The following is a 14,307-nucleotide window of genomic DNA, read 5'->3' as shown; positions in this document are numbered from 1 at the left end:
GAAAGCAAAAGAAAAGCCGGAAGAAAATTCCGGCTGACTGAGATGTTATTTAAAATAGCGCAGTCTTAATGCGTTGCTTACAACGCTAACTGAACTGAAGGCCATCGCCGCCCCCGCAAAAATCGGATTCAGCAGCGGACCGCCAAATAAGTACAGAATTCCGGCTGCAATCGGAATGCCGAGTGTATTATAGAAGAATGCCCAAAACAAATTCTGCTTGATATTGCGCATAACTGCTCTTGATAATCGCACTGCTGTCCATACATCCTCAATTTTATCTTTCATCAGAACAATATCTGCGGATTCAACTGCAACATCACTGCCGGATCCGATTGCAATGCCGATGTCGCTTTGCGTCAATGCAACTGCATCGTTGATTCCGTCACCAACCATGGCAACCCGCTTGCCTTGTGATTGAAGCTTTTTGATTTCTTCGCCCTTTCCCTCCGGAAGTACTTCAGCAATCACATGGGTAATTCCGATATTGACAGCAATCGTCTTTGCACTGCGCGGATGATCGCCTGTCATCATGATCACATCAATATTTTGTTTCAAAAGATTTTCAATAACTTCATGCGATTCTTCTTTTACTTGATCAGCAATTGCCAAAAGGCCGAGAACAGCTTTTCCATAGGCGACCCAAACAACCGTATAGCCTTTATTCTGCCACTGTGTTTCTATTTCAGTATATGCTTTTGTGGACAGCTGTTGTTTCTCCATGAGGCGGCGGTTACCAACCAACAACGGCTGATCCTGATACATAGCCTGAACACCCAAACCATTGCGTGTCATCACCTGTTCAGCTTTCGGTATTTCTAATTTTTCTGTTTCAGCTGCCTTTACAATCGCGATCGAAAGCGGATGCTTAGAGCCGGATTCCGCCGCAGACGCCAAGGCAAGGAGCTGTTTCTTATCCGAACTTTCCATAGCAACAACGGTTGGCTTGCCCATCGTGAGCGTGCCGGTTTTATCGAATACTATGGTATCGATCGATCCTGCGGTTTCCAAAGCCTCTCCGCTTTTCATAAATATACCGTTCTGTGCCGCCTTGCCGGTACCCACCATGATTGCGGTCGGAGTTGCCAGGCCCAGTGCGCATGGACAAGCAATCACCAGAACCGATACAAAAATTGTTAAGGAAAACGTCATGTCCTGTTTAGCGATAAACCAGCTAATCGAAGCGATTAGTGCGATTACCATGACCGTCGGGACAAAATACAGAGAAATTCGATCTGCAATACGGGCGATCGGTGCTTTCTTTCCCTGTGCTTCTTCAACCATTTTAATGATTTTGGATAATACCGTATCTTCACTGACTGCTGTTACTTCCATTTGGATCCTGCCGGTCAAATTCAGCGTACCGCCAATCAGCGAATCACCTGCATGTTTATCAAGCGGCATGCTTTCTCCTGTCAGCATGGATTCATCGACTGAGCTTTCTCCCTCAAGGATGACTCCATCCAAAGGGATCGCTTCTCCAGCCTTTACCAGCAAAGTATCGCCTATCATCGCTTCGCTGCTGTCAATAACAATTTCCTCGCCGTTTTTAAGCAGTACCGTTGTTGTAGGCCGAAGCGACAGCAATGCTTGTATCGCACCATAGGTTTTCTGTTTCGAGCGTGCTTCCAAATGTTTACCGAACATAACCAGAGCGACAACAACCCCGGCAGATTCAAAATACAGCCCATGTACACCATGCATATTTCCTTCTAAAATAGTAATAAAAGAATACCAGGAATACAAATATGCACTGCCGGTTCCAATTGCGACCAAGGTATCCATATTGGGAGCTAAATGGACCAGCGAACGGATACCATTGATAAAAAAATGCTTGCCGATTATCAAGATCAGGGTCGCTAAAATCATTTGAATCAGCGCAAAATTAACTGGATTCTTTTCATAATGGATGAATGCCGGAAGCGGAAGCTCGATATTTCCAAGCATATGTGACATGCCGATGTAAAGCAATACGGCTGCCAATGCCAAGGTAACATATATTTTTAAATTTACGCGATCTTTGGTTTCTATGTGCGGCTCCTGATTTTTTGGGATACTTCCCTCATAACCAGCTTTTTTTATCGCATGCAGCATCTCTGATACTTTTACCACTTTGGGATCATACACGATATGAGCACTGTTGGTTAATAGATTCACATTCGCCTGTTCGATCCCTTCCATACGGTTTAACACCCGTTCCACAGCACTGGAACAGGAGCTGCAGCTCATACCGTTGATCTGCAGATTGATTTCCTTATTTTCATGAATTTCATGCAAAGTAAAACCAGCTTTTTGCAAAGCCTCATTATATGTTTCAATTGCGATTGGCTGTTCACTTTCAATGGTTGCCTGATTCATAACCAGATTTACCTCAGCATGTTCAACACCGTCAACCCGCTTACAAATTCGTTCCACCGCCGCTGCACATGCGCTGCAGCTCATTCCTTCTACATCATATGTCTTTTTCACAAGGGTACCTCCTATTTCAATATTTTCTCAAACAATACTTCTATCTCATTGATTTTTTCTTCACTCTGTTCTTCAGAGCGCATCGCATCCTTGACACAAGTGTGTAAATGGCCGCTCAAGATATGCATATTGGCTTTTTTCAGCAAGGCTGTACTTGCCATAATCTGATTGGATACATCAATACAATAACGTTCGTCTTCAATCATACGGATGATCGCATCAATCTGACCACGAGCCGTTTTTAAATTCTGCAATGCTTTTTCTCGTTCTCTAATCATGTTTTTAACCTCCCCCTATGGGTGTAGGGATAGATTTACTATATAGGATACCCAGATAGAAGTCAATTCATGCACTCTTTTAAAATAAAAAGAACGGCACACCGTTCTTTTGTAAATTATAATTGAATCGCTGCCTCCAGTGCCACTTCCATCATGGAATGAAAGGAGTTCTGGCGCTCTTCAGCGGTGGTCGCAGCTTGTGTTACCAAGGAATCCGAGATTGTCAGCAGACAGGCCGCATGCTTGCCGAGCACTTTCGCATTCTGGAATAACGCAAAGCTTTCCATTTCTACGCAGACACAGTTATGTTCACCATAGAAGGCTTCGATGCCGGGAACATTTGCTTCATGGTAAAATACGTCGCTGGAATGAATACGTGCTTTGGTAATATGTTTATTTAAGGCTCTGCCGGCTTCCTCGATCACACCATTCAGTTGATCACTTGGAAGCTGTATATCACTGTCATTACCTGACTGTACTTTTGCGAAACTGGATTCACTCCATGCGCTGTCTGCCAGTACGAGATCGAAAAGCTCCAACTGATCTGTATAAGCGCCTGCCGAGCCGATGCGAATAATATTTTCCACATTGTAAAATTTGTAAAGCTCATAAGAATAGATTCCGATGCTTGGCATTCCCATGCCGCTTCCCATTACTGATAATTTCTTTCCTTTATACGTTCCGGTATACCCAAACATATTGCGGACCGTATTAAACTGTACTGGATTTTCCAAATATGTTTCCGCAATGAACTTCGCACGAAGCGGATCTCCCGGCATTAGTACGGTCTTGGCGATATCTCCGTTTTCCGCATGATTATGTGGTGTAGCCATAATAAAAATCCTCCTTTGATTTGTATCCACATTATATCATAATCCCCTAAAACACAACAGAAGTTCCTATGCTTCCTCATTGTCTTAATATAGGTTTCGCGATACAATAAGAACAGTGAGGTGGAATTATGAAACGAAGTGATATCGCAAAAGAATATCAATGGGATCTGACTACCCTTTTTAAAGATCAGAAAGCATTTGAGAAACAGTATCAGGTTGCCCGCAGTTTATTGGAAAAATTGACTGCAAAACAAGGGACTATCACAAAAACAAAAGATGCGTTTATTCAATTTATGAATGATCAGGAAACATTCTCCCGTTACCTGGACAATCTAAGTAGCTACGCCAATATGTGCGCAGATGTCATGCCGGAAGATCAAGTCGTGCAGAATAACCGCTCTTTGACCATGAAGCTGTATCAGGATTGCCTTGAAAAACTGAATTTCGTTGATCTAGAACTGATTGCCAACAAAGCTGTAGTAGAAATTTATCTGGCGGACGACGATTGCAAAGATTTCCGATATCCGATCGATGAAATTTTCCGAACCATTCCGCATCGGCTAAATGAGCGCGAAGAAATGCTGATGGCACAAGTAAATGAACTGATGGTCAATCCTTCTGAAATTTATGATGCATTGCGATTGGAATTTGAACCGGTGACAATCGGTGGTGAAGAACTATTTTTAAATGAAGCAACTTATACGGAATTTTTAAAACATCCGGTTCATGATGTAAGAAAGCAGGCATTCACACATCTATTTCAAGAATACAAACGCTATGATAACGCATTTGCAAAAATGCTGGGCAGTCATGCCTATGGACAGGTGCTGAATGCGAAGATTCGCCACTTTGACAGTGCACTGGACGCGAGCTTATTTGAAGATGGTGCAGATCGTTCTTTGTTTGATAAAGTACTGCACATGGCCAATGTAAAATATCAGCAGCCGCTTCATGATTATTTTGCTTTCCGTAAAGAATATCTGAAACTGGAAGAACAGCATACGTATGATATTTTATTACCGTTAGCGGAAAGTGAACAGCAGAATTACAGCATTGAGGAATGTTATGATATTCTGCATAAAGCGTTAAAACCACTTGGCGATGAATATTTGGAACTGCTGAACCAGGCAAAAAAGGAACATTGGGTGGATTATATGACACATACCGGAAAACGCAGCGGTGCATATTCGGGAGGAAGCTATGATTCTAATCCCTTTGTGCTAATGAACTTTACCGGTGGATATGACAGCTTGAGCACTTTGGCTCATGAACTCGGACACTCTATGCATTCTTATTACTCTCATAAAAACAATCGGCCTATGCTTGCGAATTATCGTATCTTTGTCGCTGAAGTTGCAAGTACTGTCAATGAAATTCTGTTAAACAAATATCTGTTATCTACCAGTGATGATGAAGCCTACAAAGCATATATTTTAACCAATCTTCTGGAACAGCTGGTAGGAACTCTATACCGTCAGCCGATGTATGCACAGTTTGAATTGGATCTTCATACTTTTATTGAAAAGGGAGAGCCGGTTTCCAGTGGCAAGTTGACTGAGGATTTCTTAAATATCAGCCGCAACTACTTTGGATCATCTGTCATCGTGGATGACCTAGAAAAATACAAATGCTTCTATGTACCACATTTCTATTACAACTTTTATGTATATAAATATACGTTGGGAATGTCGGTTGCCCTGAGTTTTGTTAAGAAAATATTATCTGGTGATACTGCTGATTATATGAAATTTTTATCCAAGGGCGGAAGTGAAAGCCCGATTGATGAATTGGTAAACAGCGGAGTTGATCCTCGCAATGATCAAGTTTATGATGATGCATTCACATTCTTTAAGGAAACCTTGGAAGAATGTAAGGAATTGATGATGTAATTAAAAGAAAATTGTCCTAATCATATAAGACAATCTTTTTAATTTGTAGATTTTCGATGAACAGTAAAATTCAAATTTTTTAAATGTACTTTCAAATATAGATATATTTCTGTAACTTTTTACAAGATTCTCTATTGTTGAGATCAACAAAGATGGTGTCTTTGTGTATAAGTACAAATTCATTTTACAAGATTCTCTATTTCATTACCACTTACGAGGATAATAAGCGCTGGTATAAGTACAAATTCATTTTACAAGATTCTCTATTTAGAATTACAATATCAAGATATATTGAAAAGTATAAGTACAAATTCATTTTACAAGATTCTCTATTTTGTTGCAGGCACACCAGCTGATAGCGCTGTATAAGTACAAATTCATTTTACAAGATTCTCTATTATGTTACAGTAGTGCCGATAACGCTCAATGGTATAAGTACAAATTCATTTTACAAGATTCTCTATTTCATTACCACTTACGAGGATAATAAGCGCTGGTATAAGTACAAATTCATTTTACAAGATTCTCTATTTATCTGCATAGAGCCATAGAAGGTGAAAGGGTATAAGTACAAATTCATTTTACAAGATTCTCTATTCTTGTCCAGCAGCTACCACCTTCTGCACAGGTATAAGTACAAATTCATTTTACAAGATTCTCTATTGCTTCCCATTATTATCCTCAAAATCATAATGTATAAGTACAAATTCATTTTACAAGATTCTCTATTAGATATCAATATATATAAGTAAAAAAGCCCATTGTAACAGGGCTTTCGCTAGTTATTTAATATATATTTTATAGGAATTCATACATTATTCACGTAATATTACATCAATTATGTCACTTTTAAAAATTTCAGGATGCTTAGAAGTACTTTCATCATACAATTTTTTGTGTTTTAAATACGTCATAGCTTTACTATAATACTCATTTTCTTTTGGCGTTAATAGTGGGCTATATATACAATTCTGTTCTTCCTCAACACGATGCAAAACAGTATTCTCCAGGACTAAATATTGTTCAAAATTATGATATGCTTCATATAATTCAAAGCATCGTAAAAATATATAAAATGAAGCATTGGATACAGTCTTCATGATCTCTATAATATAAAGAATCTGAGATAAATCCAAATTACGATCTAAATCTTTAATTAAAACATGATAGAATGTTTCAGGATGGCTATTAATGAATTCTAATACGATACATAATTGTAATTCAGTATTCGTGGCAAAATCAATTTCCTCTTTGTTTACAAAACTAAAACTGTCTTGAATATATTTTTCTATACAAAAATTAGATAAATGAGGGTTTATGAACATATATTTGCTATGCAAATTACAGAAAGAATGCGCTACTAAATTTGCCAATTTCACATTGATTAAATCATATTCGTCTTTTATTTCTTCAAGTTCATCAGTATTTATCTGTATCTGCATTAATTTACTAAAGTAACTCTTTGCTGTAAACTTCAAATCATCTATAATTCCATTATTATCAAATTCAATAACATTAAGTTCCTTTTTCTCGATTATTTGATTATTTAAAAGGAAACTCTTATCTTGTCCGTTTAATCCATTTAAAACAGTTTGATATAAGGTATTCAAGTTGTTGTGATTACCATGGAAAAAGACGATCTTCTCGAAATACATTTCTTTTATACGTTCATTATAATTACATAAGATTTTCATTCTATCACCATTGTGTATTGTTCATTGACAATATACTCGCTTGGAATTTTCTCACCGAGCACAAGTATCATATCTTCAAATTGCTTTTCCGTAATACTTAATATTCTGATATTTCCTTTCTTTGGAGTTAACGCACTCACTCTTGCTGTGTGTTTTGAAGCATCTTGTATATTTTTACAGAATCTTATATAAACAGAAAACTGAAGCATTTGAAATCCATCTTCTAATAAAAATTTACGATAATGTTGATATTCTCTTTTTTCACTATTTGTCTGCATAGGCAAATCAAACAATACAATCAAACGCATGATTCGAAAACTAGAAATTGCTTCCTGATTCATAAAGTAATATAGGTGTTACAAAATAAGAGGAATCATTATTATCTAAACATTTTATATAGCTTAAAACCATTTCTTCAATCGCGTTTTGAACAGAAAAACGTTTATCATTTATGATCACACTTTCTTGAAGCAAGGCTATCAAATCTTTTCTTGTTTGGATCGCCAGTGAGGAATCAAGCTCATCCTTATGATCATATACATATTTATCTATGATCGCCCGGAAAGGTTCTACAAAATCATAACTAAGATTGAAATTATTTTGTTGTGAACAGTGATGAATACCTAGCATGGTATGAAAACCATACATGGTCAAAACCCGGGTAATTTGCGCGGCGATGATCGTATATCCATAATTCAGCGCCATATTGATGCCATCATCTCCGGTATGATCCCTTATAAAAAACGAACCATAAAGAGCATTAAAAAATAGTTTTGCACAAACAGCTTCTCGATTTGTTTTATCACCAGATTGAATTTGTTTTACTTCGGTTTTTAATTTCTGTATTTTTTCATCACTGCACTTATTCAATTCCAGGATGTTTATCTGATTCATAATTTTAGCTTTTACAATACCTGCCCATATCTGGGATAATAAAGGTTTTTTAACTTCCATTTGTTGATAAAATACTTTCAATTGTCGGTAATGCATGTATATTGGCATTGATATGGACGAAGGTTGATAACGCTCATTGCAAATAATGAAAGTTATATAGTTTTCCGATAAAGCAGAAAGTAATCGAGAAGTGATAACCGTCCGCTGATCTTCCAATAAAATGCTTGCTATGTCTTCTAACGGAATATCTAATTCTTGAGTATCATTTAGTATTATTAAAGAATGATGTTTTACAGCCAGTTTATTCGCTTTCCGAATATATATTTGTCGATAACCCATTAAAATATTTCTCCTAAAATATTAGAGTGAAGAATTTGGATATCTTTGATTGTGGACACTGTTATTTGATATCGGGTTTTAACCTGTCTTTGGATTCCTGATGCAAGTAAATCCAAACCATCGCCTAAAATGCTATATACTTCAAACATTCCAGATGAAGTTCCTCCTGCTAAACATATTCCTTCTACTCCTGACTGTAGGGTTATCCGAATGAGTTGATTCCGGTTTAATTTTAAATAAGGTATGTAACCTTCTTTTTCAAGATCATTGTAAAGCACATATTTAAAGTTTTTATCTTGTCCATACCACAACATTATCATCGGATTTTTATCCAAGTTCATTAAACGATACTGATCCATTCCAGCAAAATATAATCGATCATCATCTTTACGCTTATAAACATATACCTGGATTACATCATCTTTATCCACATATTGTTTTTTCTCAGGATGTATACAGATTCTTTCTTTCACATCTTCTAAATTTATTTTCACTTTTTTAATCTCATGTCCATTGGGTGCAATTGGATATCCCTGATGAGCAGTGTACGCCTTTGAACCATTATCGTAACCAGCTAGCCACACCTTAACTGCATCATATATCGCTTTTTGTGTACCTTTAGAATCATATATTTTTTCTACACTATCAAGCTTAAAGCTATCTTTATCAATGCTAATACGTTTTGTTAATACAATTTCTTGTTGATTTTCAGGATTCTTTCTCACCCCCATAATGGTAGCTTCATGTAATCTGCTATTTTGTTTTTTAATAATTTTATGAGAAATCATCAATGGCTTAACTTTTTCAATTTGTTCTTTTGTGTAATTTGGGAAAGTACAGAGTGATTTTCTCAGCACTTCCTCATCTCGTTCATAAATTCTCAGTTTAATTTCTTCAACAAAATTAGCATAAGGTACCGGAAATTGGCGATAATTCATATTCTTAGTAATATCAAAATAATCGCTTAAATCTTGTGTTGCCTTTTCTTCATAACGATATTCTTTCAATTCTCCGGTCTTTTCTTCAATAACCGGTATGCGATATCGCTGTATATTCAGCGTTCTTTGACGAATATACATTTCATGCATCTCAATTCGTCTTCTTAAAGTATCGGTTGCGCAGGCGATGATCGTCGCATCAAGTGCATGGTGCAAATGATTGCTTCGATCTTTTTTCTCTATATCTTTTTCCATTGAGATAATCTTACTTTTGATTTCCTTTTGCTTGATAATATCCATTTCATCATCCATACGCTTATACAGCTGATCCAACTTCTCGTCTCGTTTATCATGACGTAAAAGATCTCCACTTTGATAAGAGTGAGTAAGAGTATTCAAATGCCATATTCCTTTTAATTTTGATGTAACTTGTCCGGTGAAGCTTCTCACCTTCACATCAGAAAAATAATAAGAAATAATTTTGCAAAGAACTTTTGTAGCATACCGGGTATCGTTTAATGCCCTCGCACTAAACTCTTCTAACATTTCTTCTGTTACTTTCTTTGTTAGATAATTTTCTCGCTTGCGTGCATCATGAATATTCTTATACACCCAACTTTGAAATTTCAAAAATCCCGGACGGGCATGAAATGCTTCATACGGAATCCGATTTCCTTTTTCACGGTTCATTTTTGTCGATACCAATACTTTATTAGAATAAAGATCATTGAAACACATTGAATAAGGCAAAATATGATCAATTTCATAAGCATCATTATCAAAAATATCCTTTTCATGTATTTTTGATACATTCTCATCATTTGTATAAGCCAGCATATAGGGATCAATACCTTTCTGCTCAATAAAAAGTTTATACTTCAACAGATCATTATGTTTGATTTGATCTTCTGAATAAAAACAATCAAACTTGCTTAAAATTTGTCGTTTTAAGTTGATTTTTTCTACTTTATTCGATATTTGTGAATCCATGATTTTCGCTCTTTCATTTTCATCTTTTGTGAGTTCGCGAGCTACTTCAACATGGATTTCTTCCGGTTTTCCATATTTACGAATTAACGCATTGATAAGATTCTTGGTTTCCTGCAAGGTCGTACGCACACAACGATTTGTTACGCTCATATCTAAATCGTCAAAAATATCTGAAACTGATGGAAGCTGATCATGTACCTTATCATCGCTTTTTTTATTCACGTGATCAAAGCCTGCTTCTCTCATAGCATCCGAATACATATATCCTTTTTCCAACATCAAAGGAACAATTTCATACAAAACATGGAAAGATAACTTACCGAATCGTATGAACTTTCCCTCATCAAGACCTTTCACTACACCCTTGATATCCTCGTCTTGTTGTCTCAACAATGGATAATCATCATGATCTAAGTACTTTTCTATTTCCTTATCCGTTTTATATTTTGAAAGCAAGTCTGCTATTTCATCCAAAAGCTTTAAATCATCAATCCGATGGACTTTCTTAAACGCATTTTTAAAATAAGATGTTATCTCCATTTTACATATTGAAGTTTCTAGTTTTTGTTTCTTTCGCAAATCGTCAAGATTGCGTTCAGGATGCTTTTTACCTTTCTTATTGATTTCCGCATAATCCTTTCGGCTTAATGTTAAACCCGTAAAATGAACATCCTCACCGATAATTTCCATCACATGTTTATACTTAATTTCTTTTGTTTTCTTCGCCTTCTCCACAATTGCCTGTATTTGTTCTACAGACAGCTGCTTTTTATCTCGATATGAATCTTTATAGTAGTAAATATTTGTGAGCTTTTGAAGCAGTATGAATACTTCATAGGTAGGTGCTGCTATCGGTGCTCGCAATTGTTTATCAAATGAACAGGTACCAATCATATGAACTATTGGATTGCTATAGGGACCGGATTCAGGTCCTTCTGAAAAGGAACGCTGATATGTTAATATATCTAAATAAGATTTTTTGAAAGAATCATCAATTAATCCACATGTAATCTGGGTATCCAATACCTGCTCTGCTTCATCGGTGATCATTTTTCTGGTCACACCAATTTTGAAATTGCCACTTGTATTTTTGATCTTATCTTTAAATTTTGGATCACTTAAAATATATTGAGAAATAGTACAATTATTTTCATCCAAAAAAGTTTGTGTTTGTTCAATAGAATATAATAATTTCTGTTCTTCACTCGCACTTTTGGTATCCTTAGCTACTTCCTTATTCTTTCGATTACTCCTAAAGCCACGATATTTTGCATAATGAACCAAACAGATCAATAATTCTTCCTTTGTTAAAGCTGAAGTGAGTCCACGACATTTCAAGCGATAAGGATTTTCATAATTTTTTGCTTCAAAATCAAAAAATTCATTGATCTGCTCTTTTGTAAAGAAATCATATTCCACAAATAAATTTTTTACTTTTTTGATGCGGGCTTTTTTACGGCGAATCAATCTTCTTAATCCCCGTGCGTTTCTGCGTTCTTCCATGCTTCCGTTTTTCGATGGAAAAATTCTACTGTTTGCGGCAATCAAACGGCACGGCTCATGATTATCATTTACTGCCATGCAGCTCCAGCCAACCGATCCAACTCCCAAATCTAGTCCCATAATGTAATTTTCTTTTTTCATATGTACGTTCCTCCTATAAAAGAAAAAGCCCTATAGTTACCTATTAGGGCTTTTTCTTGCAGTTACTCTCTACGAGAGAAACTCTGATAGAAAGTCTTGCAAAATGAATTTGTACTTATAGCAAGATATCTCTTGCAAAACCATATTAACAAATTCCCCAGACCCTGTCAACCCCAAAAATGTAACCGTTTACACTTAGTATTGTATCATAATATGTATCTTTTCTTTCACATTTTTTATAAATCTAATTCTGCTATAACACAGTTATATAAAATACATAATATTTTTACAGGCTGCCGGTCATTTATAATTTCATAAATACGTCCAGCACTATGCGATCCCCTTGCTACGGTATGAATACTATTAGCAACGTATCCAACCTTTACACCGGTTTCTAATTCCGCTTGAATTGCCTCGCTGTCATAAGAATTATCAAGATCTTTTTTCAATATTAAAGTTTGACCTGGCCGAAAAATTTCCTGTCCAAAATAATGTTCAATACCTGTTATCGTTATCAATCTCATCGTTTCAGCTCCCTCCATTTCTTCCAATAATTATTCGTGAAATACCAATTACAGCTGTGCCTCTATTATCATAATTTTCTGATAAACAGAAAAATTGCCAAAAGGTTTTTTAGAAACATATGGATGATGTTTATCATGTTCAACTCCATAAGAAACAGCATCATAAAGCGATATACATTCTTTTTGAAAATGAAAATTATCAGAAAAGGGCGCCGGATAATCCAAGTTACGTGTATGCCACAATTTAAAGTCCACCAAATTGAGACACCAGTAGGAGTAAGCTGTTCCAAAAAATAAATAATTATATTCCCAATAAACATTTTTGATGATTCCATGAAAAGTTTGGAAGATTTGATCACATTCACAGCTTAAATACTTATGTAAGCAATGTTTACAAATTCGATTGCCTTGTTCTAACGCAATCCATAAATTTGTACATTTCATACCGCTCGTCACGTATGGACAATCACAATAATGAACGATATGATTTTTTGTAATAAGCCAATCCGTCATCTCTATCACCTCGCGTTATCATTATAAAATAGCAGTATGGTAGAAAATCCAACCAGGTTTTCAAAATTTGTAAATTTATTTATGATAGAATGAAAGCAAAAGAGGGATCAAGATGAAGAAAACAATACTATTTCATATTTATCAAATATTAAAGACATTTTCCGATGAGGAACACCCGCTCACTCGTCGTGAAATTCAAAAACTCTTAGAAACTCAATATGACATCCAAATTGAAAGACACACATTTACTTCTTATATAGACGCCCTTATTGAAGCTGGTGTGGATATACAATCAAGGGATGATAACTCAAATGGTACCGCACTGCGTTTTTTTCTTGGTGAAAGATCATTCGAAAAATCAGAAATACATTTACTGTGCAATGCCATATATTCTTCCCATTTCATCCCTGAAACAGAATCGAAACAGTTAATACAGAAGTTGCTTCATACCCAAAGCAAATATGTATATCAATCCTTTTATCCAAACATATATTTAAAAAATTCAAACAAATCTTTAAATCACGATTTCTTCCTTAACATCGAAGTGATACTGGAAGCAGTCCAACAAAATAAAGCAATATCGTTTGACTATATGAAATATGATTATAATAAGAAAATGATTCCCAGAAAAGATAAAAAATACATCGTTCATCCTTATCATATTGTTTATGCAAATGAAAATTATTATCTGCTTTGTCAAAAAGATGATTATACAAATTTAAGTCATTATCGGATTGATAAAATGAAAAACATAATCATTACCGCACTGCCGATAAGACCGATAGAAAAAGATTTCAACCCTTACGAATATTGTAAAACCAAAATATATATGTATGGCGGTAATGTAGAAACGTTCACGATACTTTGCGATCATTTCATATTAGATGACATGATTGATCGTTTTGGTCAGGATATATATATTCAGAAAAAGAACGATAAAGAATTCTTAGCAATTATCAAATCCTCTAAACAAGGAATGCTGTATTTTGCTTTACAATATATGAACTATTGCACAATTATTGAACCAGCTGACGTGAGAGAAGAATTCATTGATATCCTAAAATGTAATTTAAAGAAATACGCTTCAAAATAATTAGGTAGTTACCTTTTTTGTAGAAAAAAGAATCAATACAAGATGATTATGCTTGGATCAAAATAAGGAACTGTTACAAAATAATCAATGAATTCGGCTACTTTTACGATATTCTGAAAATATTAGATAGAGGAATACAAAAAATGTATCTACTTATAGAAGTATGATACATTTTTATTATATTATTTTAGAACCAGAGAAACATGTTCATC

Annotated in this window: 11 protein-coding genes and 1 CRISPR repeat array; of the genes, 2 read left to right on the top strand and 9 right to left on the bottom strand. The window is 35.5% G+C overall.

All coding sequences use genetic code 11. From position 1 onward, the window contains the following. Window positions 1-45: 45 nt before the first annotated feature. The 3 genes from GSF08_RS03295 to deoD all read right to left on the bottom strand — a co-directional run bounded on the left by GSF08_RS03295 (window position 46) and on the right by deoD (window position 3,577). Entirely contained in the window at window positions 46-2,466 is a 2,421-nt protein-coding gene (locus GSF08_RS03295; protein ID WP_347337977.1) for a heavy metal translocating P-type ATPase, read from the bottom strand. An 11-nt stretch (window positions 2,467-2,477) separates the two neighbouring features. Then, the gene (locus tag GSF08_RS03290) at window positions 2,478-2,744 is read right to left on the bottom strand and encodes a metal-sensing transcriptional repressor (protein WP_160624398.1); all 267 of its coding nucleotides are present in this window, start codon (window positions 2,742-2,744) and stop codon (window positions 2,478-2,480) included. 116 nt (window positions 2,745-2,860) lie between these two features. Next, the gene (gene deoD / locus GSF08_RS03285; RefSeq protein ID WP_160624397.1) at window positions 2,861-3,577 is read right to left on the bottom strand and encodes a purine-nucleoside phosphorylase; all 717 of its coding nucleotides are present in this window, start codon (window positions 3,575-3,577) and stop codon (window positions 2,861-2,863) included. Between the two features lie 128 nt (window positions 3,578-3,705). Here deoD and pepF point away from each other — a divergent pair, with 128 nt between their 5' ends. Beyond that, window positions 3,706-5,466 carry an oligoendopeptidase F gene (pepF, locus tag GSF08_RS03280; RefSeq protein ID WP_160624396.1) on the top strand — a complete coding sequence of 587 codons (1,761 nt, stop codon included), beginning with the start codon at window positions 3,706-3,708 and terminating at the stop codon, window positions 5,464-5,466. 165 nt (window positions 5,467-5,631) lie between these two features. Then, a CRISPR array of direct repeats spans window positions 5,632-6,196; the repeat unit is 36 nt; unit sequence GTATAAGTACAAATTCATTTTACAAGATTCTCTATT. An 85-nt stretch (window positions 6,197-6,281) separates the two neighbouring features. Here the strand turns inward: pepF and GSF08_RS03275 are convergent. The 6 genes from GSF08_RS03275 to GSF08_RS03250 all read right to left on the bottom strand — a co-directional run bounded on the left by GSF08_RS03275 (window position 6,282) and on the right by GSF08_RS03250 (window position 13,002). Further along, entirely contained in the window at window positions 6,282-7,160 is an 879-nt protein-coding gene (locus GSF08_RS03275; protein ID WP_160624395.1) for a hypothetical protein, read from the bottom strand. Next, window positions 7,157-7,468: a CRISPR-associated endonuclease Cas2 gene (gene cas2, locus GSF08_RS03270; protein WP_249805833.1), complete on the bottom strand. Its 312-nt coding sequence runs from the start codon at window positions 7,466-7,468 to the stop codon at window positions 7,157-7,159. Before cas2 ends, GSF08_RS03275 begins: the two co-directional genes overlap by 4 nt. A gap of 10 nt (window positions 7,469-7,478) precedes the next feature. Beyond that, the gene (cas1, locus tag GSF08_RS03265; protein ID WP_160624393.1) at window positions 7,479-8,393 is read right to left on the bottom strand and encodes a type II CRISPR-associated endonuclease Cas1; all 915 of its coding nucleotides are present in this window, start codon (window positions 8,391-8,393) and stop codon (window positions 7,479-7,481) included. Next, the gene (gene cas9 / locus GSF08_RS03260) at window positions 8,393-11,965 is read right to left on the bottom strand and encodes a type II CRISPR RNA-guided endonuclease Cas9 (protein WP_160624392.1); all 3,573 of its coding nucleotides are present in this window, start codon (window positions 11,963-11,965) and stop codon (window positions 8,393-8,395) included. The genes cas1 and cas9 overlap by 1 nt, the downstream gene beginning before the upstream one ends. Window positions 11,966-12,201: 236 nt before the next feature. After that, window positions 12,202-12,489: an HIRAN domain-containing protein gene (locus GSF08_RS03255; RefSeq protein WP_160624391.1), complete on the bottom strand. Its 288-nt coding sequence runs from the start codon at window positions 12,487-12,489 to the stop codon at window positions 12,202-12,204. 48 nt (window positions 12,490-12,537) lie between these two features. Further along, complete coding sequence (locus tag GSF08_RS03250) at window positions 12,538-13,002, bottom strand: hypothetical protein (RefSeq protein ID WP_160624390.1); 465 nt, start codon at window positions 13,000-13,002, stop codon at window positions 12,538-12,540. Between the two features lie 112 nt (window positions 13,003-13,114). Between GSF08_RS03250 and GSF08_RS03245 the strand changes: the two genes are divergently transcribed. Next, a complete protein-coding gene (locus tag GSF08_RS03245) occupies window positions 13,115-14,095 on the top strand; it encodes a helix-turn-helix transcriptional regulator (RefSeq protein WP_160624389.1) in 981 nt (326 codons plus the stop codon). Window positions 14,096-14,307: the final 212 nt, after the last annotated feature.

The sequence above is a fragment of the Copranaerobaculum intestinale genome (genome assembly GCF_009831105.1).
GTDB lineage: Bacteria > Bacillota_I > Bacilli_A > Erysipelotrichales > Erysipelotrichaceae > Copranaerobaculum > Copranaerobaculum intestinale.
This window is presented reverse-complemented; position numbering and strand designations above follow the sequence as displayed.

Excerpts from the sequence above, each read along its gene's own strand:
- pepF (WP_160624396.1), top strand. The coding sequence starts at position 3,706 with ATGAAACGAAGTGATATCGCAAAAGAATATCAATGGGATCTGACTACC.
- cas2 (WP_249805833.1), bottom strand. The coding sequence starts at position 7,468 with ATGCGTTTGATTGTATTGTTTGATTTGCCTATGCAGACAAATAGTGAA.
- cas9 (WP_160624392.1), bottom strand. The coding sequence starts at position 11,965 with ATGAAAAAAGAAAATTACATTATGGGACTAGATTTGGGAGTTGGATCG.
- GSF08_RS03290 (WP_160624398.1), bottom strand. The coding sequence starts at position 2,744 with ATGATTAGAGAACGAGAAAAAGCATTGCAGAATTTAAAAACGGCTCGT.
- GSF08_RS03275 (WP_160624395.1), bottom strand. The coding sequence starts at position 7,160 with ATGAAAATCTTATGTAATTATAATGAACGTATAAAAGAAATGTATTTC.
- GSF08_RS03245 (WP_160624389.1), top strand. The coding sequence starts at position 13,115 with ATGAAGAAAACAATACTATTTCATATTTATCAAATATTAAAGACATTT.
- GSF08_RS03250 (WP_160624390.1), bottom strand. The coding sequence starts at position 13,002 with ATGACGGATTGGCTTATTACAAAAAATCATATCGTTCATTATTGTGAT.
- cas1 (WP_160624393.1), bottom strand. The coding sequence starts at position 8,393 with ATGGGTTATCGACAAATATATATTCGGAAAGCGAATAAACTGGCTGTA.
- deoD (WP_160624397.1), bottom strand. The coding sequence starts at position 3,577 with ATGGCTACACCACATAATCATGCGGAAAACGGAGATATCGCCAAGACC.
- GSF08_RS03255 (WP_160624391.1), bottom strand. The coding sequence starts at position 12,489 with ATGAGATTGATAACGATAACAGGTATTGAACATTATTTTGGACAGGAA.